At 70.5% G+C, this 25,550-nt stretch carries 24 protein-coding genes; 18 read left to right on the forward strand and 6 right to left on the reverse strand.

All coding sequences use genetic code 11. From position 1 onward, the window contains the following. Nucleotides 1-42 precede the first annotated feature (42 nt). Nucleotides 43-867, reverse strand: coding sequence for an LURP-one-related family protein (locus CF165_RS28765; protein ID WP_093950719.1), 825 nt, complete (start codon nucleotides 865-867; stop codon nucleotides 43-45). 134 nt (nucleotides 868-1,001) lie between these two features. Here CF165_RS28765 and CF165_RS28770 point away from each other — a divergent pair, with 134 nt between their 5' ends. The 4 genes from CF165_RS28770 to CF165_RS28785 all read left to right on the forward strand — a co-directional run bounded on the left by CF165_RS28770 (nucleotide 1,002) and on the right by CF165_RS28785 (nucleotide 5,506). After that, nucleotides 1,002-2,039 (forward strand): uroporphyrinogen decarboxylase/cobalamine-independent methonine synthase family protein, encoded by a 1,038-nt coding sequence (locus tag CF165_RS28770; protein ID WP_093950720.1) that lies wholly within the window; start codon nucleotides 1,002-1,004, stop codon nucleotides 2,037-2,039. 83 nt (nucleotides 2,040-2,122) lie between these two features. Beyond that, a complete protein-coding gene (locus CF165_RS28775) occupies nucleotides 2,123-2,827 on the forward strand; it encodes a hypothetical protein (RefSeq protein WP_093950721.1) in 705 nt (234 codons plus the stop codon). A gap of 11 nt (nucleotides 2,828-2,838) precedes the next feature. Beyond that, on the forward strand, nucleotides 2,839-5,019 hold the full coding sequence (gene ligA, locus CF165_RS28780) for an NAD-dependent DNA ligase LigA (RefSeq protein ID WP_093950722.1): 2,181 nt from the start codon (nucleotides 2,839-2,841) through the stop codon (nucleotides 5,017-5,019). Then, complete coding sequence (locus CF165_RS28785; RefSeq protein ID WP_093950723.1) at nucleotides 5,012-5,506, forward strand: GNAT family N-acetyltransferase; 495 nt, start codon at nucleotides 5,012-5,014, stop codon at nucleotides 5,504-5,506. Before ligA ends, CF165_RS28785 begins: the two co-directional genes overlap by 8 nt. A gap of 53 nt (nucleotides 5,507-5,559) precedes the next feature. On the opposite strand, the gene CF165_RS28790 is transcribed toward CF165_RS28785, so the two are convergent. Further along, the gene (locus CF165_RS28790) at nucleotides 5,560-6,213 is read right to left on the reverse strand and encodes an ACT domain-containing protein (protein WP_167441593.1); all 654 of its coding nucleotides are present in this window, start codon (nucleotides 6,211-6,213) and stop codon (nucleotides 5,560-5,562) included. A 236-nt stretch (nucleotides 6,214-6,449) separates the two neighbouring features. Here CF165_RS28790 and gatC point away from each other — a divergent pair, with 236 nt between their 5' ends. From gatC to CF165_RS28830, 8 genes are all read left to right on the forward strand, one after another. Further along, nucleotides 6,450-6,749 carry an Asp-tRNA(Asn)/Glu-tRNA(Gln) amidotransferase subunit GatC gene (gatC, locus tag CF165_RS28795; protein ID WP_093950725.1) on the forward strand — a complete coding sequence of 100 codons (300 nt, stop codon included), beginning with the start codon at nucleotides 6,450-6,452 and terminating at the stop codon, nucleotides 6,747-6,749. Beyond that, complete coding sequence (gene gatA, locus CF165_RS28800; protein ID WP_093950726.1) at nucleotides 6,746-8,263, forward strand: Asp-tRNA(Asn)/Glu-tRNA(Gln) amidotransferase subunit GatA; 1,518 nt, start codon at nucleotides 6,746-6,748, stop codon at nucleotides 8,261-8,263. Before gatC ends, gatA begins: the two co-directional genes overlap by 4 nt. Next, entirely contained in the window at nucleotides 8,260-9,765 is a 1,506-nt protein-coding gene (gatB, locus tag CF165_RS28805; protein ID WP_093950727.1) for an Asp-tRNA(Asn)/Glu-tRNA(Gln) amidotransferase subunit GatB, read from the forward strand. The genes gatA and gatB overlap by 4 nt, the downstream gene beginning before the upstream one ends. Nucleotides 9,766-9,768: 3 nt before the next feature. Continuing rightward, nucleotides 9,769-10,299 (forward strand): hypothetical protein, encoded by a 531-nt coding sequence (locus CF165_RS28810; RefSeq protein ID WP_093950728.1) that lies wholly within the window; start codon nucleotides 9,769-9,771, stop codon nucleotides 10,297-10,299. A 483-nt stretch (nucleotides 10,300-10,782) separates the two neighbouring features. After that, on the forward strand, nucleotides 10,783-11,877 hold the full coding sequence (locus tag CF165_RS28815) for a Gfo/Idh/MocA family protein (protein WP_167441594.1): 1,095 nt from the start codon (nucleotides 10,783-10,785) through the stop codon (nucleotides 11,875-11,877). Then, nucleotides 11,874-12,794 (forward strand): DUF6807 domain-containing protein, encoded by a 921-nt coding sequence (locus CF165_RS28820; protein WP_093950730.1) that lies wholly within the window; start codon nucleotides 11,874-11,876, stop codon nucleotides 12,792-12,794. The genes CF165_RS28815 and CF165_RS28820 overlap by 4 nt, the downstream gene beginning before the upstream one ends. Next, a complete protein-coding gene (locus CF165_RS28825) occupies nucleotides 12,791-13,546 on the forward strand; it encodes a cupin domain-containing protein (protein WP_093950731.1) in 756 nt (251 codons plus the stop codon). Before CF165_RS28820 ends, CF165_RS28825 begins: the two co-directional genes overlap by 4 nt. Further along, a complete protein-coding gene (locus CF165_RS28830; RefSeq protein ID WP_093950732.1) occupies nucleotides 13,543-14,685 on the forward strand; it encodes a Gfo/Idh/MocA family protein in 1,143 nt (380 codons plus the stop codon). Before CF165_RS28825 ends, CF165_RS28830 begins: the two co-directional genes overlap by 4 nt. A 342-nt stretch (nucleotides 14,686-15,027) precedes the next feature. Here the strand turns inward: CF165_RS28830 and CF165_RS28835 are convergent, their stop codons facing one another. Continuing rightward, nucleotides 15,028-16,236: a PQQ-dependent sugar dehydrogenase gene (locus CF165_RS28835; RefSeq protein ID WP_093950733.1), complete on the reverse strand. Its 1,209-nt coding sequence runs from the start codon at nucleotides 16,234-16,236 to the stop codon at nucleotides 15,028-15,030. A gap of 64 nt (nucleotides 16,237-16,300) precedes the next feature. Here CF165_RS28835 and CF165_RS28840 point away from each other — a divergent pair, with 64 nt between their 5' ends. Beyond that, on the forward strand, nucleotides 16,301-17,209 hold the full coding sequence (locus CF165_RS28840; protein ID WP_093950734.1) for a 2-hydroxyacid dehydrogenase: 909 nt from the start codon (nucleotides 16,301-16,303) through the stop codon (nucleotides 17,207-17,209). 44 nt (nucleotides 17,210-17,253) lie between these two features. Continuing rightward, nucleotides 17,254-17,829: a DoxX family protein gene (locus tag CF165_RS28845; protein WP_093950735.1), complete on the forward strand. Its 576-nt coding sequence runs from the start codon at nucleotides 17,254-17,256 to the stop codon at nucleotides 17,827-17,829. Between the two features lie 284 nt (nucleotides 17,830-18,113). Here CF165_RS28845 and ilvD read toward each other — a convergent pair whose 3' ends face one another. Beyond that, nucleotides 18,114-19,958: a dihydroxy-acid dehydratase gene (gene ilvD / locus CF165_RS28850; RefSeq protein ID WP_093950736.1), complete on the reverse strand. Its 1,845-nt coding sequence runs from the start codon at nucleotides 19,956-19,958 to the stop codon at nucleotides 18,114-18,116. An 82-nt stretch (nucleotides 19,959-20,040) separates the two neighbouring features. After that, on the reverse strand, nucleotides 20,041-20,490 hold the full coding sequence (locus tag CF165_RS28855; RefSeq protein ID WP_205661001.1) for a PH domain-containing protein: 450 nt from the start codon (nucleotides 20,488-20,490) through the stop codon (nucleotides 20,041-20,043). Between the two features lie 333 nt (nucleotides 20,491-20,823). Between CF165_RS28855 and CF165_RS28860 the strand changes: the two genes are divergently transcribed. The 4 genes from CF165_RS28860 to CF165_RS28875 all read left to right on the forward strand — a co-directional run bounded on the left by CF165_RS28860 (nucleotide 20,824) and on the right by CF165_RS28875 (nucleotide 24,640). Next, on the forward strand, nucleotides 20,824-22,704 hold the full coding sequence (locus CF165_RS28860) for an acetolactate synthase large subunit (RefSeq protein WP_167441595.1): 1,881 nt from the start codon (nucleotides 20,824-20,826) through the stop codon (nucleotides 22,702-22,704). A 1-nt stretch (nucleotide 22,705) separates the two neighbouring features. Further along, entirely contained in the window at nucleotides 22,706-23,212 is a 507-nt protein-coding gene (gene ilvN / locus CF165_RS28865; protein ID WP_086842284.1) for an acetolactate synthase small subunit, read from the forward strand. 31 nt (nucleotides 23,213-23,243) lie between these two features. Then, entirely contained in the window at nucleotides 23,244-24,257 is a 1,014-nt protein-coding gene (gene ilvC / locus CF165_RS28870; protein WP_013223583.1) for a ketol-acid reductoisomerase, read from the forward strand. Nucleotides 24,258-24,358: 101 nt separating this feature from the next. Then, nucleotides 24,359-24,640 (forward strand): DUF397 domain-containing protein, encoded by a 282-nt coding sequence (locus CF165_RS28875; protein ID WP_093950739.1) that lies wholly within the window; start codon nucleotides 24,359-24,361, stop codon nucleotides 24,638-24,640. Here CF165_RS28875 and CF165_RS28880 read toward each other — a convergent pair. Beyond that, nucleotides 24,637-25,518 (reverse strand): nuclear transport factor 2 family protein, encoded by an 882-nt coding sequence (locus tag CF165_RS28880; protein ID WP_093950740.1) that lies wholly within the window; start codon nucleotides 25,516-25,518, stop codon nucleotides 24,637-24,639. The two genes, CF165_RS28875 and CF165_RS28880, sit on opposite strands and share 4 nt — an antisense overlap. Nucleotides 25,519-25,550 lie beyond the last annotated feature (32 nt).

Here is a 25,550-nt window from a genome sequence, read left to right on the forward strand (position 1 = left end):
GCCCGCTGTCCACCTGGAGAAGATGAGACGCCGGTCACTCGATCAGTCGGTGTCCTGCTTCAAGGCAGTGTCGATCGTGAGGGCTGCGGCGACCACCATGCTGGCGAGCGGATCCGGAAGCGGGTTGGGGATCTCCACGACGTAGTTGTCGGCCGTGGTGAAGGCGGCTTTGAGGAATCCGCCCCACGTCTTGGTCACCCGGGCGACCTCGGTGCCGGCGTGGTCGCGAATCGAGAAGTTCCAGGCACGCCAGTTCTCGGCGAAGATGCCGCCGACCGAGCGGCCGTCGACGACGAAGCCGAACCGGATCTTCCCGAAGACGTTCTCCTGGACGATTTCGCCGATCGGGGTCTCGTCGGCCCTCGTGACGAGGAACCGCGACTTGAACACCTTCGCTGGCCGGGTGACCTTGAGGACGGTGCTGTGGTTGGCGTCGCGGACCTCGAACTTGTGGGTCAGGAACTGGTCGTAGTTGGTGAGGAGCCGAATCGCCTTCTTCAGCGTGCTCTGGCCGACCTCGACGACCCCTCCCAGCCGGTTGCCGTGCTGGTCGAAGACGCCGAACTCGTTGGCCATCTCGATCAGCTTGGCGCGCTGGTTGACCACCAGGACCGGCTCGGTGAACAGAGTTCCGCCGCCGTTGCGCGCACCACCTCGGCCACGCGTCGCGCGGTTGACCTGGTCCTGGATCCGGGCCGGGTCGTGAGGGCGCTCGATGTCCAGCTCGATCGGCTCGGAGTCGCTCGGTGGTGGGGACTGGTGGACCGGCCGGGTGTTGGCCGTCCAGGCCTGGCCGTCCCACCAGCGGTGCAGACGGGGGTCCCGCGCGTCGGGATACCAGCCCGGTTGCGGTGGCGAACTCGTCATGGCCGATCAGCCTATCGGCGGAGACCTGTTCGTGGTGGCCCCGAACGGAAATGCGGTGAATGTCCGCATCCCGGCGGCCTGGTGCGGCAGCCCGGTCACCGTCGTCCGCGGCCGGTCGACCAGAATCGGCGGTCGTGAGTGAGCGACTTTGGCCCAACGGTGCCGCGACGGCGATCGGTTCGATGCCGGGTACCGATCCCGCGGAGGCGGCGGCGGTCGTGTTCGGCGAGCTGCCCGACTTCCCCCATCTGCCCGAGCTACCGGCCCGCGGCGTCGGGGCGGACATGCTCGGCCGGACCGCCGCGCTGCTGGTCGACCTGGCCGTCGACGTCGTGCCCAGCGGTTATCGCGTCGCGGACCGGGCCGGCCACGAGCACCGCCGGGCCGTCGACCTCCTTCGCTGGGATCTCGACGCGCTGCAGGAGGCGCGGGAAAAAGCCGGCGTCACGCCTCCGGTCTTCAAGATTCAGCTGGCGGGACCGTGGACGCTCGGTGCCGGGATCGAGCTGCCCCGTGGCCATCGGGTGCTGACCGATCGTGGCGCGTTGCGAGACTTCACGTCGTCCCTCTTGGACGGCCTCGCCGAACACGTCGCGGAAGTGCGGGCGAGGATCGGAGCGCCGGTGGTCGTCCAGTTCGACGAGCCGTCGTTGCCCGCGGTGCTGGCCGGTGCTCTGTCGACGCCGTCCGGCTACGGGAACGTCGCGGCGGTTCCGGCGCCTGAGGCCCGTCACCTGCTCACCACCGTGATCGAGGGCGCCCGGCGGATCACAGACCAGCCGGTGATCCTGCATTGCTGCGCCGCGAAACCGCCACTCGGACTGCTGCGCGAGGCGGGCGCGGATGCCCTGGCGTTCGATCTCGCCGCGCTCGGTGGTGCGTCCGCCGCCTTCCTCGACGAGATCGGCGAAGTGTGGGACAGCGGGGCGACGCTGTTCCTGGGCGCAGTTCCGACGACGGCTCCCGGGTCTCCGCCGAGCTTGAAGGACATCGGCGAGCCGGCATTCCGGCTGGCCGACCGGCTCGGCTTCAACCGCAGTGTCCTCGCCGAGCGGGCGGTGCCCACCCCCACCTGCGGCCTCGCGGGCGCGACGCCGGACTGGATGCGCCGTGCGCTCGCGTTGACCCGTGATCTCGGCAAAGCCTTCGTGGAGCCGCCGGAAGGCTGGTGACGGAAATCCGGCAACGGCCGACGTCCGTCCCGGCCGGCCAGTAGCGTGTCGGGTAGCCGACCGAACGAGGACCTTTCCTGACCATGCGCCTGTTCCGCCGCAAGAACACCGTCGCCGACCCGCCCGACCCACGGACGGCGTGGCCCGAGCAGCACGTGCCGGAGGACCCGGCGGCCGCCGCGGAGGCGTTCTGGCACGGCTGGTTCGACCTGCTCCCGATGGTCAGCGCGGCGCTGGGCGAGGGCGAGCCCCATCGCGTCGAGCACGAGCTCTGCCGGCTCGTCGAGGCGCTGCACCCGCGGTTGCACTTCTCGCTCGAGCGTGGCCGCCAGGCGATCTACGCCCTGGTCGTGACTGGCCAGGAGGATCCGGACCTGCGGCCGTTCACCGACGCGTGGCGGGCTGCCGCCCCGCCGGACGACGCCATCTGGGAGTACCACGACTCGGTCCCGCCCGTGCCCGATCCGACCGAGGTCACGGTGAACCTCGGCGAGCACCGGATCGCGCTGGCCGATGTCCGGGTCGTCGTCCAGGTGGACGACGCCGAGCAGGTCGTCGACGTCGCCGTCTTCCACCCGGGGTTCGGCGACCTCGACGAAGCCACCCGGCAAACCATGACGTTCCTGCCTCTCGACGCGACATTGGGTGAACGGCTCGCCGCCGAACGGTTACGGCGCGTCGAGACCGCCGAGGCCGAGCCCGCCGGTGCGATCACTCTTCTGGAGTTCCGTGACCTGGTCCGCGGACTGGGCAGCGGACCGGCCGAAAATGTCGGTGCCTCCGGCTAGGGTTACCACCCGTGAGCAGCACCGAACTTCCCCAGGACCAGGTCGCGGCGGTCGACGCCCCGGTCGCCGCCGAGGACGTCACCGACGTCCCGGCCGACGTTCGTGAGAGGCACAGCGCCCTCGCTGAGGAACTGCGTGACCACCAGTTCCGCTACTACGTCCTGGACTCGCCGATCATCTCCGACGGGCAGTTCGACGAGCTGCTCGGTGAGCTGCAGCGCTTGGAGGAAGCGCACCCGGCGCTGGTCACGCCCGATTCGCCGACCCAGCGCGTCGGGGGCACGTTCTCGACCGAGTTCACCGCGCACGACCACCTCGAGCGCATGCTCAGCCTGGACAACGTCTTCGACCAGGACGCGTTCCTGGCCTGGGTGGAGCGCGTCGAGAAGGAGGTCGGGCGGACCGAGTTCCTCGCCGAGCTGAAGATCGACGGCTTGGCGATCAACCTCCTCTACGAGAACGGTCACCTCACCCGGGCGCTCACCCGGGGTGATGGCCGGACGGGGGAGGACGTCACGCTCAACGTCCGCACCCTCGACCAGGTACCGCAGACGCTGACCGGCACCGCCCAGTTTCCGGTGCCCGCCCTGGTGGAGGTGCGGGGCGAGGTCTATTTCCGCGTCGAGGACTTCCTCGAGCTGAACGCGAAGATGGTCGAAGCCGGCAAGCCGCCGTATGCGAACCCGCGCAACACCGCGGCCGGGTCCCTGCGCCAGAAGGACCCCAAGATCACCCGCGAGCGGCGGCTGCGGCTGATCTGCCACGGGCTCGGCAAGCGCGAGGGCTTCGAACCGCAGCGCCAATCGGAGGCTTACGACGCGCTGGCCGCGTGGGGGCTGCCGGTGTCGCCGCACAGCAAGGTCCTGACGTCGGCCGACGAGCTCACCGGCCACATCGCCTACTGGGGCGAGCACCGGCACGACGCCGAGCACGAGATCGACGGCGTGGTCATCAAGGTCGACCAGGTGACGCTGCAGCGGCGGCTGGGCACGACGTCGCGCGCGCCGCGGTGGGCGATTGCCTACAAGTACCCGCCGGAGGAGGCGGTCACCAAGCTGCTGGACATCCAGGTCGGTGTCGGGCGCACCGGACGGGTGACACCGTTCGCGGTCACCGAGCCGGTCAAGGTCGCGGGGTCGACGGTGGCCCGGGCCACCCTCCACAACCAGGAGGAGGTCAAGCGCAAGGGCGTGCTCATCGGCGACCGGATCGTCATCCGGAAGGCCGGCGACGTCATCCCCGAGGTCCTCGGGCCGGTGGTGGACGCGCGCACCGGCGACGAACGCGAGTTCGTCATGCCCACCCACTGCCCGGAATGCGGCACGGAGCTCGCCTACCAGAAGGAAGGCGACAAGGACATCCGCTGCCCGAACACCCGGTTCTGTCCCGCGCAGCTGCGGGAGCGGCTCTTTCACCTGGCCGGGCGTGGCGCCTTCGACATCGAGGTCCTCGGGTACGAGGCGGCTGTCGCGCTGCTCGACGCGCGGGTGGTCGCCGACGAGGGCGACGTCTTCGACCTGAACGAGGACAGCCTCGCCGAGGTCGAGCTGTTCCGCACCAAGGCGGGCGAGTTGTCGGCGAACGCGCGAAAACTGCTCGCCAACCTCGACGTGGCCAAGGACCGGCCGCTGTGGAAGGTGCTGGTCGCCCTGTCGATCCGGCACGTCGGGCCGACCGCGGCACAGGCGCTGGCCAGGGAGTTCGGCTCGATCGAGCGGATCGAGCAGGCCACCGAGGAAGAGCTGGCCGACGTCGACGGCGTCGGCCCGACCATCGCCCGCGCGACGCAGGAGTGGTTCGAGGTCGGCTGGCACCGGGAGATCGTCGAAAAGTGGCGGCGCACCGGCGTCCGGATGGAAGAGGAGCGCGATCATTCGATCCCGCGCAACCTCGAAGGGCTCTCGATCGTGGTGACGGGCTCGCTCGACGGCTTCTCCCGCGACGAAGCCAAGGAGGTCATCATGGCCCGCGGCGGCAAGGCCGCGGGGTCGGTCTCGAAGAAGACCGCGTTCGTCGTCGTCGGGGACTCGCCTGGTTCGAAGTACGACAAGGCGGTGCAGCTCAAGGTGCCGGTGCTCGACGAAGCCGGCTTCCGCGTCCTGCTGGAGCAGGGCCCCGAGGCGGCGCGGGAAGTGGCGCTGCCGACCGGCGACGAGAGCGCCGAAGAAGAACCCGGGGGAACGAATGGCTGATGTCGAGATCCGGCCGCCCCGGCCGGAGGAGTACGCCGCGGCGGGTGAGGTCACCGTGCAGGCCTACGACACCGACGGTCACTTGGTCGCCGGCATGGGGTACGACGTAGAGCTGCGCGACGTCGCGCGGCGGGTCCGACAGGCCGAGGTGCTCGTTGCCGTCGACGACACGGGGGAGGTGCTCGGCACCGTGACCGTCGTGCGTCCGGAATCCGACTACGCCGAGGTGTCGCGGCCGGGCGAGCTGGAGTTCCGGATGCTCGCGGTAGCGCCGTCGGCGCGCGGACGTGGCATCGGTGAGGCCCTGACCAGGGCCGTGCTCGACCGCGCACGGGAGCTGGGCGCGCGCAAGGTCGTGCTGAGCAGCCAGGAAGGGATGCGCAGCGCGCACCGGCTCTACGAGCGGCTCGGCTTCGCGCGCCTGGCCGAGCGGGACTGGCAGGTGTCTCCGCAGGTCACCCTGATCGCCTACCAGATCGACGTCTGACCTGGGATCGGTCCGGGCAAGGGGACGACCTCGTCCCCTTGCCCGGCAACGTGTCAGCCGTCGAGGACGACCGCGACGATCCCGGCCAGGTGGGCGAGCCGGGCGACCTCGGCCGCGCGGAAGGCCGGGCCGCCGGGACGAGCGACCAGGAGTGCTTTGCCCGGTTTGCCGAGCGGGGTCGCGGCCAGCTCCGTGCCGAGCTCTTTCCACGTCTCCGGGATCCAGGCTTCCTCGCCGTCGAGGACCGTCGCGCGTTCGAGCGGCAGCCAGGGCAGGTCGGTGATCGGCGTCTCCGGTGCCGCGCTGGACGAAGCCAGCCGGACCGCGCCGGTTTCGGAGTGTTCGACGATCATCGCCCAACCGGCCCGCACGATCCGCGGAACGCCCTCCGCCAGGATGTCGAGGCCGCTCTTCGGCTGCGCGGCGATTTCCTCCACGAGTTCGAGCTCACGATGCGTGTCGAGCACGCCCGCGTAGGGACGGACCGCGTCCACTTCGACGCCTTCGACACTCTCCGCCGCCGTGATCAGCGCGTCGGGCAAGCGTCCCGACGGCAGCTCGACCACCAGGTCGTCGACGGCGACGCCCGTGCCGCGTTCGACGACGTCCACGCTGAGGATGTCGGCGCCTACCGTGCCGAGGGCCGTGGCGACCGCGCCGAGGGTCCCCGGGCTGTCCGGAAGGATGACCCGGATCAGGAACGACACCACGCGCCCCTCTCACCTCTGGCGTCCCAGCCTTGCCGTGGGACGCTCGATGCCGGTCGCCGATTGTGACAGACCCACCCGGCTCGCGGGACCCGCTGTCCGCCGGGCGGGACGCGAGCGTCGCCGGACGGCAGCCGGCCTGCGCCGGGCGTAACCCAGTCGAGTCCGCCCGCATCGCCACCATAGACTTGCAGCTTCCGAGACAACCCGCACAGCACAACCCGGGAGTCACCCGCGTGCCCAACATTTCCCGAGACGAGGTCGCGCACCTCGCGAAGCTGGCCAGGCTGGCCGTGACCGACGACGAGCTCGACGTCTTCGCCGGCCAGCTCGACCAGATCCTGGACTCGGTGGCCAAGGTAAGCGAGGTCGCCGCCGACGAGGTGCCGCCGACGTCGCACGCCGTGCCGCTGACGAACGTCTTCCGACAGGACGTCGTCGTCCCCGGGCTCTCGCAGCAGCAGGCGCTGGCCGGGGCGCCGGCCGCCGAAGACGGCCGGTTCCGGGTGCCGCGGATCCTGGGGGAAGAGCAGTGACCGAACTCATCAAGCTGACCGCCGCGGAGCTGGCGGAGAAGATCCACGCGCGCGAGGTGTCCGCGGTCGAGGTCACGCAGGCGCACCTGGACCGGATCGCCGAGGTCGACGACCACATCCACGCGTTCCTGCACGTCGACACCGAGGGCGCGCTGGCCGCCGCCAAGGCCGTCGACGAGGGTCTCGCCGACGGCAACGCGCCCGCGTCGGCGCTCGCTGGTGTGCCGCTCGCGCTCAAGGACGTCCTGACCACCGAGGGCGTGCCGACGACCTGTGGTTCGAAAACGCTCGAAGGCTGGATCCCGCCGTACGACGCGACCGTGACGCGCAAGCTGCGCGAGGCCGGTGTCGTCATCCTCGGCAAGACGAACATGGACGAGTTCGCCATGGGCTCGTCGACCGAGAACTCGGCGTACGGCCCGACGCACAACCCGTGGGACCACGCCCGCATCCCGGGCGGGTCGGGTGGTGGCTCGTCGGCGTCGATCGCGGCGTTCGAAGCGGCCATCGCCATCGGTACCGACACCGGCGGGTCGATCCGGCAGCCCGGGTCGGTCACCGGGACCGTCGGGGTCAAGCCGACCTACGGCGGGGTGTCGCGCTACGGCCTTGTCGCTTTTTCGTCCTCACTCGACCAGGCCGGGCCCTGCGCGCGGACGGTGCTCGACGCCGCCCTGCTGCACGAGGTCATCGCCGGGTACGACCCGCGGGACTCGACCTCCATCGACGCGCCGGTGCCGCCCGTGGTCGCCGCCGCCCGTCAGGGCATGACCGGTGACCTCAAGGGTGTCAAGGTCGGCGTCGTGAAGGAGTTCGGCGGCGACGGCTACCAGCCGGGCGTGCTGCGGTCGTTCCAGGCCGCGGTCGAGCAGCTGCGGGCGCTCGGCGCGGACGTCGTCGAGGTGTCTTGTCCGAACTTCGTCTACGCGCTGCCCGCGTACTACCTGATCGCGCCGAGCGAGTGCTCGTCGAACCTCGCGCGGTTCGACGCCATGCGCTACGGCCTGCGCGTCGCCGACGACGGCACGCACAGCGCCGAAGAGGTCATGTCGCTGACGCGGGAGAAGGGCTTCGGCGCCGAGGTCAAGCGGCGCATCATGCTCGGCACGTACGCGTTGTCGTCCGGCTACTACGACGCCTACTACGGCTCGGCGCAGAAGGTGCGCACGCTGATCACGCGCGACTTCGACGCCGCTTTCCAGCAGGTCGACGTCCTCGTGTCGCCGACGACGCCCACCACGGCGTTCAAGATCGGCGAGCGCGTCGACGACCCGATGGCGATGTACCTCGCCGACCTGTGCACGATCCCGTCGAACCTGGCTGGCAACGCCGCGATGAGCGTGCCGAGCGGCTTGTCCGACGAGGACGGGCTGCCGGTCGGCCTGCAGATCATGGCCCCGGCGCTGGCCGACGACCGGCTCTACCGGGTCGGCGCCGCCTACGAGGCCGCCCGCGACGCCGCCGCCGGTGGGGCTCTCATCCACAAGGTCCCGGAGCTGGGAGGAACGAAGTGACTGCCGTGGCCGAGTTGATGGACTACGCCGACGTCGTCGAGCGGTTCAACCCCGTGCTCGGGCTCGAGGTCCACGTCGAGCTGAACACGAACACCAAGATGTTCTGCGGCTGCGCCAACGAGTTCGGCGGCGAGCCGAACACGAAGGTGTGCCCGACCTGCCTGGGCCTGCCCGGCGCGCTGCCGGCCCTCAACGGCAAGGCCGTCGAGGGCGCGATCCGGATCGGGCTCGCGCTGAACTGCGAGATCGCCGAGTGGTGCCGGTTCGCCCGGAAGAACTACTTCTACCCGGACATGCCGAAGAACTTCCAGACCTCGCAGTACGACGAGCCGATCGCCTTCAACGGCTACCTCGACGTCACGCTCGACGACGGCGAGATCGTGCGCGTGGAGATCGAGCGCGCGCACATGGAGGAGGACACCGGAAAGTCGCTGCACGTCGGTGGCGCCACCGGCCGGATCCACGGCGCCGAGCACTCGCTGCTCGACTACAACCGGGCCGGCGTGCCGCTGATCGAAATCGTGACGAAGCCGATCGAGGGCACCGGCGAGCGAGCCCCCGAGGTCGCGCGGGCGTACGTGAGCGCGCTGCGGGACCTGCTGCGCGCGCTCGACGTGTCCGACGTCCGGATGGACCAGGGGTCGCTGCGGTGCGACGCCAACGTTTCGCTGATGGCGAAGGACGCGACCGAGTTCGGCACCCGCACCGAGACGAAGAACGTCAACTCGCTGCGCAGCGTCGAGCGCGCCGTCCGCTACGAGATGACGCGGCAGGCGGCGATCCTCGCCGAGGGCGGTTCGATCAAGCAGGAGACGCGGCACTTCCAGGAGGCCGACGGCACGACGTCGTCGGGCCGGACGAAGGAGACCGCGGAGGACTACCGGTACTTCCCGGAGCCCGACCTGGTCCCGATCGCGCCGTCGCGCGAATGGGTCGAGGAGCTGCGCGGGACGCTGCCGGAGATGCCGTCGGAACGGCGGAAGCGGATCCAGCAGGAGTGGTCGCTTTCCGACGAAGCCCTGCGTGACCTGCTGAACGTCGGTGCCGTCGACCTCGTCGCGGCCACGGTCGAGGCCGGCGCGTCACCGGACGAGGCCCGTGGGTGGTGGGTCAACACCCTCGCCCAGGAGGCCAACGCCCGCGAGGTCGAGCTGGCCGAGCTGGCGATCACCCCGGCGCAGGTCGCCGAGGTGATCGGGCTGGTCAGCTCCGGCGAGCTGACGAACAAGCTGGCGAAGGAAGTCGTCCAGGGGGTGCTCGCCGGCGAGGGCGAGCCGCGTGAGGTCGTCGAGAAGCGAGGGCTGAAGGTCGTCTCGGACGACTCGGCGCTGCTCGCGGCGATCGACGAGGCCCTGGCGGCGCAGCCGGACGTCGCGGAGAAGATCCGCGGCGGCAAGGTGGCCGCGGCCGGCGCCATCGTCGGCGCGGTCATGAAGGCGACCAAGGGGCAAGCCGACGCCAAGCGGGTCCGCGAGCTGATCATCGAGCGCGTCGGTTCCTGACCGGTGTCTTTCTCTGTCAAAAGCGTCACCTGGCGCGAGTGGCTCGGCCTGGCGGCCGGGCTGCTCGCGCTGGGTTCCACGTTCCTGCCGTGGACCACGCTGAGCACCAACAAGGCGGACATCGAGCTCGTCCTCTCGACGTTGCCGCACAGTGACGTCGTCCGCGACGCGTGGCACGCGAGCTTCTTCGCGTGGTGCCCGCCGCTGCCGTTGCTGCTGGCCGGGCTCGTCGTGGTCGTCTTCGGGCGAATCCGGAAGCTGCGGGCCAGCGGCCTGCCGCACCTGTGGCTGGTGGTCGCCGCGGCGTCGCTGCTGCTGCTGGTGCTGGGCTGGGTGACCCTCGACTGGGAGTTCGACGCCGACCAGCGCGGCATCTTCGAGGCCGCCGCGATCGCCGTCGAGCCCGGCTTCGGCCGGTTTCTCGGGGTGCTCGCCGCCCTCGTGTCGGCTGTTGCCGCTTTCCTGGACATGCGGGCAGCGCGTGCCGAAAGCCGGGAGCCGCGGAAACGGGCACCCCGCAGCAAGAGCCGCTGATCGCCGGGCCGTTGGCCGGTGCGCTCGGCGCCGAGTTCGGTAAGGGCTTACCGCTCGTGAGTTCCCGGCGACCGGTACGGGCAGGCCGAGCACGGCGAGCCTGGGTGAAGTTCGGACATTGCGGAGCTGGACGCGGAAAACCTGGCCGTGCAGAACTCCGATTGCCTGTTCGGCGGCTCGCACCCCGATCGCGGAGCAGGTGGGCTTGTCGCGAAGGCCGAACGTTGGGCAACGATCTGCGGCCGGCCGCGTCGGCGCCGGATGGTGACTCCCCGTTGTGCCGGTTACCGGGGCGGCCGAGTCGTCCGTCCGGTTGATCGACGCCGCTGACAACGTTGTCATCCTCGTGGCCGTTGCGTGAGAAAGCGCTTTCTGGAACGGTCGGAGTGGCGCGGCTCGCCACGTGGTTCGCCGTCGTGCGAGGTGGAGGCGGGGCGTCGCTCGCCGTTGCGGGGCCGTCGTCGCCGAGGAAGGAGAGCCGGGTTGGCTCAGGGAAAGCCCTTGCGGGTCGCCGTCGTCGGAACCGGGGCTATCGCGGACAGTCACCGGACCGCTTACCAGGCCCACCGCGAGGACGTCGACATCGTGGCCGCCGCGGATGTCGACGAGACCCGCGTGCGGGCGTTCTGTGCCGGGACCGGGCACGCCAAGCCCTACCGCGATCTCGACACCCTGCTCGCCGAGCAGGAACCGGACCTCGTCTCGATCTGCACGCCGCCCGGCCTGCACGTCGAGCAGACCAAGAAGGTGCTCGAGAGCGGTGCCTGGGTGTGGTGCGAGAAGCCGCCGTGCCGGTCACTCGCCGAATACGACGAGATGGCCGCCGCCGAACGGGAGGGCGGGCCGTACGCGTCCTTTGTGTTCCAGCAGCGGTTCGGGTCCGCCGCCACGCACTTCCGGAGCTTGCTCGCGGACGGGGAGCTCGGTCGCCCGCTCGTCGCGCACTGTCAGACCACTTGGTACCGCGATGCCGCCTACTACGCCGTCCCGTGGCGGGGGCGGTGGGAGACCGAGGGCGGCGGCCCGGCCATGGGCCACGGCATCCACCAGATGGATCTGCTGCTCCACCTGCTCGGCGAGTGGGCCGAGGTGCGCGCCATGACCGCGCGGCTGATGCACGACGTCGAGACCGAGGACGTCTCCACCGCGGTCGTCCGGTTCGAGTCGGGGGCGCTCGCGACCGTCGTCAACAGTGTCCTGTCGCCGGACGAGGTGAGCCGCATCCGGATCGACTGCGAGCAGGCCACCGCCGAGCTGACCCACCTCTACGGGTACGGCGTCAAGGACTGGCGCTATACCCCCGCGCCGCAGGTCGCCGAAGGTGCGGCGGCGCGGTGGCACACACCACCGGACGACGTCCCCAGCTCCCACGCTGCCGCGTTCACGCCGGTCCTCGCCGCCTACCGGGCCGGGCGACGGCCGCCGTGCAGCGGGGACGACGGGCGGCGGGTGCTGGAGTTCGTCGCCGCGCTCTACAAGTCCGCGTTCACCGGCGTCGGCGTGCGCCGCGGGGAGATCGGCCCGGGCGACGCCTTCTACCGGTCCATGGCCGGCGCCGGGACGGGAGCAGGAGCGTGAGCGCGGAGATCACGGTGACCCACCGGCACGGCGAACACGTGGCCGTCGAGGCGGGCGGTGTCCGGCTGATGTCCTATGTGTACAAGCCCGATCCGGTGGCCTACGAGTCGCGCAAGCCCTACGTCCACCCCCTCCGCACGCTCGGCGGCCGGCACGTCAGCGGTTACCGGCCTTCCGACCACCGGTGGCACAAGGGCCTGCAGATGACGTCGAGCCACCTGTCGGGCCAGAACTTCTGGGGCGGCCACACCTACGTCCCCGGCGACTGGTACCGGGAGCTGCCCGACCGCATCGGCTCGATGCGGCACGACGAGTTCGCCGACTTCGCCGTCGGACGCGACCGTCTGGGCTTCACCGAACTGCTGACCTGGGTCGCCAACGGCGGCGACGAGTGGGCGCGGGAGCGGCGCGACATCGCCGTCCACTCGGTCGACCCGGACAACGGGGCCTGGACGCTCGACTGGGGGATCGAGCTGACCAACACCCGCGACACCCCGCTCGAGTTCGGCAGCCCGACCACCGCCGGCCGCGAACTGGCCGGGTACACCGGCCTGCACTGGCGTGGGCCCCGGGACTTCGGCGGTGGCCGGGTACTCGGGCCCGGCGACCTCGAGGGCGAGGAGATGATGGGCGCGCAGGCGCCGTGGCTGGCGTTCGTCGGCGAGCACGACGACGTCGACGCGCATTCGACGCTCGTTTTCGCGCACGCGCCCGAGAACGACAAGGCGATCCACGAGTCGCACTGGTTCGTCCGTTCCCAGGACACGCCCATGGTCGCCTTCTCGTGGGCGTTCTTCGAAGAGTTCGCCCTGCCGCCGGGGGAGAGCTTCACCTACCGCTATCGGATCGTCGTCGCCGACGGAGCCTGGGACCGCGACCGGGTGACCCGCTACCTCGACGGGCACGGATGGTCATGAACGAATTCCCTCTTCCGGGTGGCGTCGGCGTCTCGCACCTGCGCGCCTACGACTGGACGGCGGAGGACGGCGTCTGCGGCGGCAGCCCGCATGTCCACCTCGCCTGCACCGAGGCCTACGTCGTCACCGGCGGCCGGGGTGCCGTCCAGACGCTGAGTGTCGGCGGCTATGCGGAGACGCCCCTGGAAGCCGGCGTGATCGCGTGGTTCGCGCCCGGCACCGTGCACCGGATGGTCCAGGACGACGGCCTGCGCGTCACCGTCCTCATGCAGAACAGCGGGCTGCCGGAGGCCGGGGACGCCGTCTTCACGTTCCCGCCCGACGTGCTCGCCGACGCCGCCGCTTACGCCGAGGCCTCGGCGTTGCCGAAAACCGACGACGCCGCGCGGCACCGCCGTGACCTGGCCGTTCGCGGGTACCTGCCGCTGCGCGACGCCTTGCGCGACGGCGATCCCGAACCGCTGCGGACATTCCACCGCGCGGCCGTCGCGCTCGTCGCGCCGAAGGTCGCAGAGTGGGTACCGCGCTGGCGGGCCGGGGCACTGCGGGCCGCCGAACTGACCGGTGCGCACCTCAAGGCACTCGCCGACGGCGACGGGAGCCATCTCGAGCAGTCCGGCGTCCGGGTCGCGACGCCGTCGAACCCGGACGGCTACGGCATGTGCGGATACCGCGCGGAATACGACATCCCGGGTGTGGTCTCACCACCCGGCGAGGCACGAACCATCGATCAGGAAGGCCGCCAGAGATGAACCAGTCCAGCATCGGGGTGTTGCTCAACGGGGTGACGGGCCGGATGGGCTACCGGCAGCACCTGCTCCGGTCGGTCCTGGCGATCCGCGAGCAGGGTGGCGTCCTCCTCCCGGACGGCAGCCGCGTGCAGCTCGAACCGGTCCTCGCCGGGCGCAACGCCGGGAAGCTCAAGGAACTCGCCGACCGGCACGGCCTGACGGCGTGGACCACCGACGCCGGCTCCGCGCTGTCCGACGTCCAGATCTACTTCGACGCGCAGCTGACGTCGGCGCGCGAGCCGTCGGTGCGGGCGGCGATCGCCGCGGGCAAGCACGTCTACGCCGAAAAGCCCCTCTCCGAGACGCTGCCGGCGGCGCTGGAGCTGGCCGGGCTCGCGCGGGACGCCGGGATCTGTCACGGCGTCGTGCACGACAAGCTGTTCCTGCCCGGGCTGCGGAAGCTGCGGCGCCTGATCGACGGCGGGTTCTTCGGCCGGATCCTGTCGGTGCGCGGCGAGTTCGGCTACTGGGTGTTCGAGGGGGACTGGCAGGAGGCGCAGCGCCCGAGCTGGAACTACCGCGCCGAGGACGGCGGCGGGATCGTGCTCGACATGTTCTGCCACTGGAACTACGTGCTCGAGAACCTCTTCGGCCGCGTCTCGGCGGTGACGGCGAAGGCGGTGACGCACATCCCGCGCCGGTGGGACGAACAGGGCGAGGCGTACGCGGCGACGGCGGACGACGCCGCGTACGGCATCTTCGAACTGGAGTCGGGGGCGATCGCGCAGATCAACTCGTCGTGGTCGACGCGGGTCTTCCGCGACGAGCTGGTCGAGTTCCAGGTCGACGGCACCGAAGGCAGCGCGGTCGCCGGGTTGCGGCGCTGCCGGGTCCAGCACCGCTCGGCGACGCCGAAGCCGGTGTGGAACCCGGACCTGCCGGCGACCGAGCCGTTCCGCGACCAGTGGCAGGAAGTCCCGGACAACACCGAGTTCGACAACGGCTTCAAGGCGCAGTGGGAGGAGTTCGTGCGGGACGTGGTCGCCGGACGGCAACACCGCTACGACTTCTTCTCGGCCGCTCGGGGGCTGCAGCTCGCGGAGGCCGGGCTGATGTCGTCGGCGGAGGGGCGCCGCGTGGAACTGAAGCCGCTGAGCTGACGGCTGAGCGAAAGAGGGGATGGTCGGACGAATTTCGACCATCCCCTGGCCAGGGCAGGTGAACCGCTGCGCGGGTCGAGACCGCCCGGGGTGAAGGGGATGATCGGACGAATTCGACCGCATCCCGGGCTCGGGTCGGTGAAGCCACCGCGTGTCTGTCGCGGATGGGGACCACGGCCCGAAGGGGTGCTGGGCGGATCCGGGCTGCTTTCGGGCGAGCGGGCCGCGGTGGCAACCTGCTGCAGGCGTGGTCGGCGATCGACAACGCTGGGTGTGGAACCGCCGCGAGAAGGTGGCGGAGCAGGGCAATCCCGCTATCCGGCAAGCCGGGTGGCGGCCGGGTCAGTCTTTGCCGTTGCCGCCGCCGGAGGTGGCCGGGGTGATCAGCACCACCCGGTCGTCGCTCGAGATCGGGGTGCCGCCGTCCTTGTTGACCGTGCCGGCCACCGCCACCTGCGGGTTGATCATGCTCATCCCGGCGAGCCGCCCGAACGTCGCCGGTGGCTTGCCGGTCTTGCCGTCGAGGCTCACCGTCGGCTTGCCGCTGATCGCGCCTTCCGCCGTCACCGGCAGGTTCTGCAGGTTCCCGGCCAGCGACGTGCCGACCGAGAGCGAGCCGTTCGCGTCGACGAAGTCGGCGCAGCCCGCGACGCCCGGTTTGTCCGGCCACGTCCACGCCGGCGCCGCCAGCGGCTGGCCCACCTGCACCCGGTAGAGGGCGTCCTTGTCGGCGAGCCGGTCGGTGACCCAGACGCGGCCGCCGTCGGCCGACGCGCACAGCCCGCCCGGAGCGTGCAGCCCGGCCGCCACCACCAGAGCGCCGTTCGGGTTGCCCGCGGCGGCCTTGCCGGACGTGTCGATCCGCAGCACCTTCCCGGCGAGCGAGTTCGGGTCCGCGGCGGCGTTCGGGTTGCCCGCGTCGCCGGTCGCGACGAGCAGTGCACCGCGGTTGTCGGTGCTGATCGTGCCGCGGTTGCCGGTCGCGCCCTTCGGGATGCCGGTGAGCACCGGCTTCGCGGGCTGGCCCTTGGCGAACCGCACGACCCGGTTGTCCGTCGCCGTCGTCACGTAGGCGAACACCAGCTGGTCCTCGACGTACGACGGCGAAAGCGCGAGCCCGGTCAGCCCGCCGTCTCCGGCCGCCTGGACGTCGAGCCTCGCGAAGTCCGTCGCGTCCTTGCCCGCGGTCGCGAGCAGGACCCGGCCGCTCTTGCGCTCGCCGGCCAGTGCGCTCGGCGTCGAGCCGTCGCCCGGCAGGCCGGCCACCGCCGCGACGGTGTCCAGGCAGGTCGCGATCACCGACTGGTTGAAGTCCTTGCAGCCCTGGGGCGGCGGCACCGGCGTGGCCGGGGCCCCGGGCTGCACCTGCTTGCCGTCGCCGCCGGAGTCCTCGCCGGGACCCCGGACCTCGGGCGGTGACTCGGGGCTCGGCACGGGGGCGGGACTGAACGTCTGGCCCGCCGCGGTGTCGTCGAACCGCGCGCACCCCGCGGGCAGCAGGACGCCGCAGGCCAGGATCGCCAGCAGGGCCGAGCGGTACCGAGTACGCATGATCCCCCAGCCTAGGGGCCGGTGCGTGAACCATGGGTGAGTACTCCTCGATTACGTTGGGATCATGACGCTGACCGTGCTGGTGCCCGACGACGAGGGCATGACCGTGCTCGCCGAGGTCCCGCGGGTCCTGCCGGTGCGCTACCAGTGGGGCGAGCCGGTGCCGGCGGAGGCATCGAAGGCCGAGGTGCTCATCCCCGGCAAGCACCCGCCGGGCGAACAGCTGTGGCGCACTCTGCCGAACCTCAAGCTGATCCAGCTGCTGGCCGCCGGCGCCGACGACTGGGTCGGCAAGGTGCCCGACGGCGTCCTGCTGTCCACCTGCCGGGGCGCGCAGGGTGGGAGCACCGCCGAGTGGGTCGTCGCGGCGCTGCTGTCGCTGTACCGGAAGCTGGACGTCTTCGCCGCGGCGCAGCGCGAAGGCCGGTGGGAGCGGCAGACGGCGGACACACTGCAGGGCAAGCGGGTGCTCGTCATCGGCGCCGGCGACCTCGGGCAGCACCTGCGGCGCCGGCTCGAACCGTTCGAAGCACGGTGCACGATGGTGGCCATGACCGCGCGGGAAGGCGTGCACGGCGTGCGCGAGCTGTCCGGGCTGCTGGGCCTGCATGACGTCGTGGTGCTGATGGTGCCGCTGACCTCGCGCACCCGCGGGATGGTCGACGCGGCGTTCCTGACCGAGATGCGCGACGGCGCGGTCCTGGTCAACGCTTCGCGTGGCGCCGTCGTGTCCACCGACGCCCTGGTCGCCGAACTGACCACGGGCCGGCTGCGCGCCGCGCTCGACGTCACCGACCCGGAACCCCTCCCTCCCGGGCACCCGCTGTGGACCGTGCCGGGCCTGGTCCTGACGCCGCACGTCGGCGGGGCCGTACGCGGGGCGCGAAGCCGTTCGTACGCCGTCGCGGCGGCGGAAATCGCCCGGTACGCCGGTGGCGAGCTGCCGGACAACCTGGTGCACGGGGAGTACTAGCGCGGCGGCTCGCCAGGTCAGCCCGTATCCCCTACCCTTCGCCCGTGAGCAGTGGAGACGACTTTTCGCAGCAGCCCACCAGCCTCCTGTCGGGCGTCGAGGACGATCGGTCGGACGACTCCCCGCGCCAGGGCGGGCTCGGCCTCGGCCTGCTGATCCTGCGGCTGGCGCTCGGCGCGACCATGGGCGCACACGGTCTCCAGCATCTGTTCGGCCTGTTCGGCGGGCCGGGCATCGGCGGGTTCGCGCGGATGCTGGAGACGTTCGGCTACCACAAACAGACGACGCTGCTGTCGTGGATCACCGGCATCACCGAACTCGGCGGCGGAATCCTGGTGATCGTCGGGCTGTTCACGCCACTGGCGGCGGCGGGCCTGCTCGGGGTCGCCGCCAACGCCGTGTACGCGAAGTTCCACGGCGGGTTCTTCGAGGGGCAGGGGCAGGGTTTCGAGTTCGAGCTGCTGGTCGCGGCGTCGGCGCTGAGCCTGCTGTTCACCGGCGCCGGGCCGATCTCGCTGGAGCGGAACACGCCCTGGCGGAGGCGGCCGCTGCCGTTGGGTCTGGTGTCACTGCTGCTGGCCGCGGCGGCCGCGGTGGTGGTCATCGTTCTGACGCGTTAGAGCCTGGGGACAACTTCGCCGTCCGGCCGCGGCCTGTGGACAACTCGCTTGCGTGGAGCGGAATTGTCGGTGGCTTCGGGTAGCGTTGAAACCGGGGGTCCCCCTAACGCGCGGGGGGAAAGTTCGTTCCGGAACTTCGCGGGGCTGGGGACAACTCGTGCTCGCCGGACCGGAACTGTCGGTGGCTGCCGGTAACGTTGAAATCGGGGGTCCCCTCACGGCCAGGGCCCCGAAAGCCGTGAAGGCCGCCCCGGAAACGGGACGGCCTTCAGGCGTTTTCCGGGCTACTTGTTCACATCACGGACCGCGCCGGTGTCCGCCGACGTCGCCATCCGGGCGTAGGCCCGCAGCGCCGCTGTCACCGGGCGCTGGCGGTCCTTCGGCTGCCACGGCCGCTCGGACGCCTCCATCTTCGCGCGGCGCTCGGCCAGGACTTCCGGCTCCACCAGCAGTTCCAGGCGCCGCTCGTGGATGTCCAGCAGGATGCGGTCGCCGTTCTCCACCAGGCCGATCAGGCCGCCCGCCGCCGCCTCGGGGGAGATGTGGCCCACCGAGATTCCGGACGAGCCGCCCGAGAAGCGGCCGTCGGTGATCAGCGCGCACTTCTTGCCCAGGCCCGAACCCTTGAGGAACGCCGTCGGGTGCAGCATCTCCTGCATGCCCGGGCCGCCCGCCGGACCCTCGTAGCGGATCACCAGCACCTCGCCCGGCTGGATCTCCTTCTTGAGGATCGCCGACACCGCCTCCTCCTGGCTCTCCAGCACCCGCGCCGGGCCCTCGAAGTGCCACAGGTCCTCGTCGATGCCCGCGGCCTTGATCACCGCGCCGTTCTCCGCGAGGTTGCCGCGCAGGATCGCCAGGCCGCCGTCCTTCGTGTACGCGTGCTCGACGTCGCGGATGCAGCCGCCCGCCGCGTCGGTGTCCAAAGAGGACCAGCGGTTCGACGTCGAGAACGCCTGCGTCGTGCGAACTCCGCCCGGCGCCGCGTGGAACAGTTCGACAGCCGTGGAAGAAGGCGAGGCGGCCCGGATGTCCCAGGAACCGAGCCACGACTCCAGATCGCGCGAGTGCACGGACCACACGTCGGTGTTCAGCAGCCCGCCGCGGTACAGCTCGCCGAGGATGGCGGGGATGCCGCCGGCGCGGTGGACGTCCTCCATGTGGTAGTCGGAGTTCGGCGCGACCTTGGACAGGCACGGCACGCGGCGGCCGATCGCGTCGATGTCGGCGATCGTGAAGTCGACCTCGCCCTCCTGTGCCGCGGCGAGGATGTGCAGCACCGTGTTCGTCGAGCCGCCCATCGCCATGTCCAGGGCCATCGCGTTTTCGAACGCCGCCTTCGACGCGATCGAGCGCGGCAGGGCCGAGGCGTCGTCCTCCTCGTACCAGCGGCGGCACAGTTCGACGACCGTCCGCCCGGCCTCCTCGAACAGCGCCTGGCGCGCCGCGTGCGTCGCCAGCGTCGAACCGTTGCCCGGCAGCGAGAGACCCAGTGCCTCGGTGAGGCAGTTCATCGAGTTCGCGGTGAACATCCCGGAGCACGAACCGCAGGTCGGGCAGGCCGAGCGCTCGACGACGTCGAGGCCGTCGTCGTCGACCTCGGTGCTCGCCGACGCCGCGATCGCCGTGATCAGGTCGGTCGGGGCCTGGGCGACGCCGCCGACCACGACCGCCTTGCCCGCCTCCATCGGCCCGCCGGAGACGAACACGACCGGGATGTTCAGCCGCATCGCCGCGTTCAGCATGCCCGGGGTGATCTTGTCGCAGTTGGAGATGCACACCAGCGCGTCGGCCTGGTGCGCGTTGACCATGTACTCCACCGAGTCGGCGATGATCTCGCGCGAAGGCAGCGAGTAGAGCATGCCGGAGTGACCCATCGCGATGCCGTCGTCGACCGCGATGGTGTGGAACTCGCGCGCGACGCCGCCGGCTTCCTTGACCGCGCCCGCGACGATCTCGCCGAGGTCCTTCAGGTGCACGTGGCCGGGCACGAACTGGGTGTAGGAGTTGGCGATCGCCACGATCGGCTTGCCGAAGTCGCTGTCGGTCATGCCGGTGGCGCGCCAGAGCGAGCGCGCGCCCGCCGCGTTGCGGCCGTGGGTGGTGGTCCGGGAACGGAGAGACGGCACGGGAACTCCCAGGTCAAAGGGTGGCCGGCGAAACTGGTCCTACCAATTTAGACCGCGGGGGGCCGCTCGGCCGCGACGGGGGTCACTCGCCGGGCGACGCCTTGGGCTCGGCGGCCTTGATGTCCTCGGCCTTCAGCTGCCCGCTCGGGTCCGCTACCAGGCCCTCGCTCACCAGCGACAGCACCGGCAGGTGCCGGGTCCGCACGGTCGGCAGCGGCACCTTCGTGTCGTCCTTCAGCACCGCCTGCACGCGCGCCCTCTTGGTGATCGCCAGCCCCTTCAACGCCGACCACGGCACGTCCCGCTTGCCGAACATCGTGCGGATCGCCAGCCCGTCGCGGGTGGCGACGGTGCGGGTGCGGACCACGTACACCGCCAGCGCGATCGGGAAGAGGTAGAGCCACTCGAGGTACGGGATCTCCCCGAGCGCGATCGGCGTCACGCAGATCGTCAGGAGGGCGATCGCCATGAACGACGTGCGGGGGATGCGGAAGACGGCCTTCCGGCCTTCGTCCTGCTGTTTTTCGGCCACGCGGAAATGGTGCACCGCCGCGCGGACCGGCCCGGAGCCGGGTCGGACGCCAGTGACGTGCGCCGCGGCGGCGTCCAGCATGCGGACGCGCCGTCCCGCAGAGTTGACACCCGAGCGGCGTTCGGTCTAGCGTCATCGCCGTGACACCGCTGACCGGCCTCGTACTTCCCAAGCGCGTCGACGCTTAGGGAAGACTTTCCGCTGCGTCGACGCGCGACCCTCGTGCGACCTTACGGTCGGCGAGGGTTTTTTGTTGCCCTAGGAAGCGATTCCCCGCCCCACCGCACAAAACCGACCCGAACGAGTGACACCGAGACTGACGAGGCAGAACCGATGACCAGTGCCACGTCGCGCAGCGACGCGAAACCCGGGCCGACGCCCGGAACGCCCGGAGCACGTCCGAAGCCGGCGCCACCCGCGGGAACGCCGGTGCGCGTCACCGGCGCGCAGTCCCTCGTGCGCTCGCTCGAGGCGGTCGGCGCCGAGGTGGTCTTCGGGATTCCGGGCGGCACGATCCTGCCCGCCTACGACCCCCTGCTCGACTCGACGAAGGTCCGCCACGTCCTGGTCCGCCACGAACAGGGCGCCGGCCACGCGGCCACCGGCTACGCGCAGGCCACCGGCAAGGTCGGCGTCTGCATGGCCACCTCCGGCCCGGGCGCGACCAACCTGGTCACCCCGCTCGCCGACGCGAACATGGACTCGGTCCCGGTCGTGGCCATCACCGGGCAGCAGTCCCGTGCGCTGATCGGCACCGACGCGTTCCAGGAAGCCGACATCTGCGGCATCACCATGCCGATCACCAAGCACAACTTCCTCGTCACGGACCCCGCGGACATCCCGCGGACCATCGCCGAGGCGTTCCACCTGGCGTCCACGGGCCGACCTGGCCCGGTCCTGGTGGACATCCCCAAGGACGTGCTGCAGGAGATGACCTCGTTCTCCTGGCCGACCGAGCTGCGGCTGCCGGGCTACCGCCCCACGCTGCGCCCGCACGGCAAGCAGGTCCGCGAAGCGGCGAAGCTGATCGCGAAGTCGCGGCGCCCGGTGCTCTACGTCGGCGGCGGCGTGATCAAGGCCGAGGCGCACGAGCAGCTGAAGCAGCTCGCCGAGCTGACGAACATCCCCGTCGTCACCACGCTGATGGCGCGCGGCGCGTTCCCCGACTCGCACCCGCAGCACCTCGGCATGCCGGGCATGCACGGCTCGGTCGCCGCGGTCGCCGCGATGCAGCGCGCCGACCTGCTGATCGCCCTCGGTGCCCGGTTCGACGACCGCGTCACCGGCCAGCTGGAGTCGTTCGCGCCGGACGCCGCGGTCGTGCACGCCGACATCGACCCGGCCGAGATCTCCAAGAACCGCAAGGCCGACGTCCCGATCGTGGGCGACTGCAAGGAGATCATCGGCGAGCTGATCACCGCCGTGAAGGCGGAGTTCGACCACGGCGGCACGCCGGACCTGTCCGACTGGTGGACCCAGGCCGACGACTGGCGCAAGACCTACCCGGCTGGCTACGAGTGGCCGGACGACGGTTCGCTGTCACCGCAGTACGTCATCCAGCGGATCGGGGAGCTCGTCGGCCCGGACGCGGTGTACACCGCCGGTGTCGGCCAGCACCAGATGTGGGCCGCGCAGTTCGTCAAGTACGAGAACCCGCGCACCTGGATCAACTCCGGCGGCCTCGGCACCATGGGGTACGCGGTGCCCGCGGCGATGGGCGCGCAGTTCGGCGTCCCGGACAAGGCCGTGTGGGCGATCGACGGCGACGGCTGCTTCCAGATGACCAACCAGGAGCTGGCCACCTGCGCCATCGAGGGTGCGCCGATCAAGGTCGCCGTGATCAACAACGGCAACCTGGGCATGGTCCGCCAGTGGCAGAACCTGTTCTACTCGGAGCGGTACTCCAACACCGACCTCGGGACGCACAAGCACCGCATCCCGGACTTCGTCCTGCTGGCCGAGGCGCTGGGCTGCGCCGGCCTGCGGTGCGAAACGAAGGAAGACGTCGACGCCACCATCCGCCGCGCGATGGAAATCAACGACCGCCCCGTCGTGATCGACTTCGTCGTGGGGAAGGATGCCCAGGTGTGGCCGATGGTCGCGGCCGGCACCGGCAACGACGAGATCATGGCGGTCCGGGGCATCCGGCCGCTGTTCGACGACGACGAGGTTTCGGTGGAAGCAGCCGACTCCGCCGCGGAAGGCGAGCACTGAGATGACCGTTCACACGCTGAGTGTCCTGGTCGAGAACAAGCCCGGTGTGCTCGCGCGCGTTTCGGGCCTGTTCTCCCGCCGCGGGTTCAACATCGAGTCCCTCGCCGTCGGGCCCACGGAAAACCCCGAGGTGTCCCGCATGACGATCGTGGTCGCCGTGGAAGAGCTACCGCTCGAACAGGTGACGAAGCAGCTCAACAAGCTGGTCAACGTGATCAAGATCGTCGAGCTGGAGCAGTCGACCGCCGTGCAGCGTGAACTGCTGCTCGTGAAGGTTCGCGCCGACAACACCGTGCGCAGCCAGGTCCTCGAAACCGTCCAGCTCTTCCGGGCCAAGGTGGTGGACGTCTCTCCTGAGGCACTCACCGTCGAGGCCACCGGGACGTCCGACAAGATCGGTGCGTTGCTGCGGATGCTGGAGCCGTATGGCATCCGTGAACTCGTGCAGTCCGGCATGGTCGCGGTGGGTCGCGGCGCCCGTTCGATCACCGCTACATCACCGCGTTGAGAAGTAAGTCAGGAAAGGAAGCAGTACCCCCATGGCAGTGGAAATTTTCTACGACGACGACGCCGACCTCTCGATCATCCAGGGGCGCAAGGTCGCTGTCATCGGCTACGGCAGCCAGGGCCACGCCCACTCGCTGAGCCTGCGCGACTCCGGCGTCGACGTCCGCATCGGCCTGCCCGAGGGGTCCAAGTCGCGGGCGAAGGCCGAGGAGCAGGGCCTGCGCGTGCTCACCCCGGCCGAGGCGTCGGCCGAAGCCGACCTGATCATGATCCTGGCGCCGGACACCAAGCAGCGCTTCATCTACGAGCAGGACATCGCGCCGAACCTCAAGGACGGCGACGCGATCTTCTTCGGGCACGGCTTCAACATCCGCTACGACCTGATCAAGCCGCCGGCGAACGTCGACGTCGCGATGGTCGCCCCGAAGGGCCCGGGCCACCTGGTCCGCCGCCAGTTCGTCGACGGCAAGGGCGTCCCGGCGCTCATCGCCGTGGAGCAGGACGCCTCCGGCAACGCCCAGGCGCTCGCCCTCTCCTACGCGGCCGCCATCGGTGGCGCCCGCGCCGGCGTCATCAAGACGACGTTCACCGAGGAGACCGAGACCGACCTCTTCGGCGAGCAGGCCGTGCTCTGCGGTGGCGCCTCCGCGCTGGTGCAGACCGGTTTCGAGGTGCTCACCGAGGCCGGCTACGCCCCGGAGATCGCCTACTTCGAGGTGCTGCACGAGCTGAAGCTGATCGTCGACCTCATGTACGAGGGCGGCATCGCCCGCCAGCGCTACTCGATCTCCGACACCGCCGAGTACGGCGACCTGACCCGCGGCCCGCGCGTCATCTCGCCGGCGGTCAAGGAAGAGATGAAGAAGATCCTCGGCGAGATCCAGGACGGCACGTTCGCCCGCGAATGGGTCGCCGAGGACGAGGCCGGCCGGCCGAACTTCACCAAGCTCGAGGAGCAGGGCAACCAGCACCCGATCGAGGCGACCGGCAAGAAGCTGCGCGACCTGATGTCGTGGGTGGACCGGCCGATCACCGAGACCGCCTGAGTCTTTTCGGCAGGACAGCTTTTCCGGTGAACGCTGAAGGGGACGCCCGTCGCGGGCGTCCCCTTCAGTGCGTTCGGTGGCCGGGTCGCTACGCTGGTGACATGAGCGATCAGCCGGTCGACGACAAGGCGCACATCCGGCACCACCTGGACTTCACCAAGGCCGAGTGGATCCGGGCCGAGCCTGAGGGCGTCACCCTCGAAGACTGCGTCGAGTACGCCTTCATCGAGCACACCGACGGTGTCACCTACACCGCGATGCGGCAGTCGTCGAAGCCGGACGGCGTGATCCTGGTCTTCACCCCGTCGGAGTGGGACGCGTTCGTGAAGGGCGTCCGCGACGGCGAGTTCGACCTGCCCGAGGACCTCGCCGCGGAGGCTTAGAGCTTCGCGGCCAGTTCGGGGATCTTGCCGAGGTCGCCGGCGATGCCGAGGTGGTCGCCGTAGTCGCGGGATTCGACGACCAGGCCGCCCGAGATCCGCATGGCGAAGATGTTCGCGATCCGGACCGGGTGGCCGCCGTAGCTGCCCTGGTAGGCGAACTCGGCGATCAGGATCTCCGGGTCCGTGCCCTCGTAGGTGACGAGATCGGCGACCTCGAAGTCGACGCCCATGGCCGCGGCCTGCCCGAAGTGCGTCCGTAGCTCCTCGCGCGTGCGCACGACGGCCGAACCCGGCAGGAACGGGTGCGTGACGTGGGTCGGCTCGGCGTACAGCTCCGCCAGGTGCGGTCCGGCCTTGTCGCACACGCCGTAGACGAGCCGCTCGAACACCCCGCGCCGGCTGTTCGGGTCGCTCGACGTTCGCGGTCCGATCGGCGACAACTCGCGGGGCGGCGCCTGCTCGTAGGCCTTGACCAGGTCGTCGACGCCGTCGCGGATGGCGGCGAGCCGCAGGTAGTCGTGGTAGTCGCGGGAATGGACGATGAGGCCGTCGCGGACGCGCAGCACCTGGATGTTGGCCGCCGTGAACGTCCGGCCGGTCGCCACCGACTCGGCGTCGTAGTCGTATTCGGCGACGATCACCTCGGGGTCGGTCGTCTCGTGGACGACGACGTTCCTGCGCTTGAGCCGCAGGCTGGTGGCGAGCGCGCCGGTGAACCGTTCGTGCACGGTGGCGCGGCCGGTGATGCGGCCCGGCCGCGGCACGGCCTGGGGGTGTTCGACGACGGCGTCTTCGGCGTAGAGCGCGGAAAGCTCGTCCCAGCGTCCTTCGCTGATGCCGTCGGACAGCGCGGCGAACACGTCGCGGGGTGAAGTCATGGATCCTCCCAGTGGGCAAAGCGGAGTCTGTA

It is taken from the genome of Amycolatopsis vastitatis, from assembly GCF_002234595.1.
Classification (GTDB): domain Bacteria; phylum Actinomycetota; class Actinomycetes; order Mycobacteriales; family Pseudonocardiaceae; genus Amycolatopsis; species Amycolatopsis vastitatis.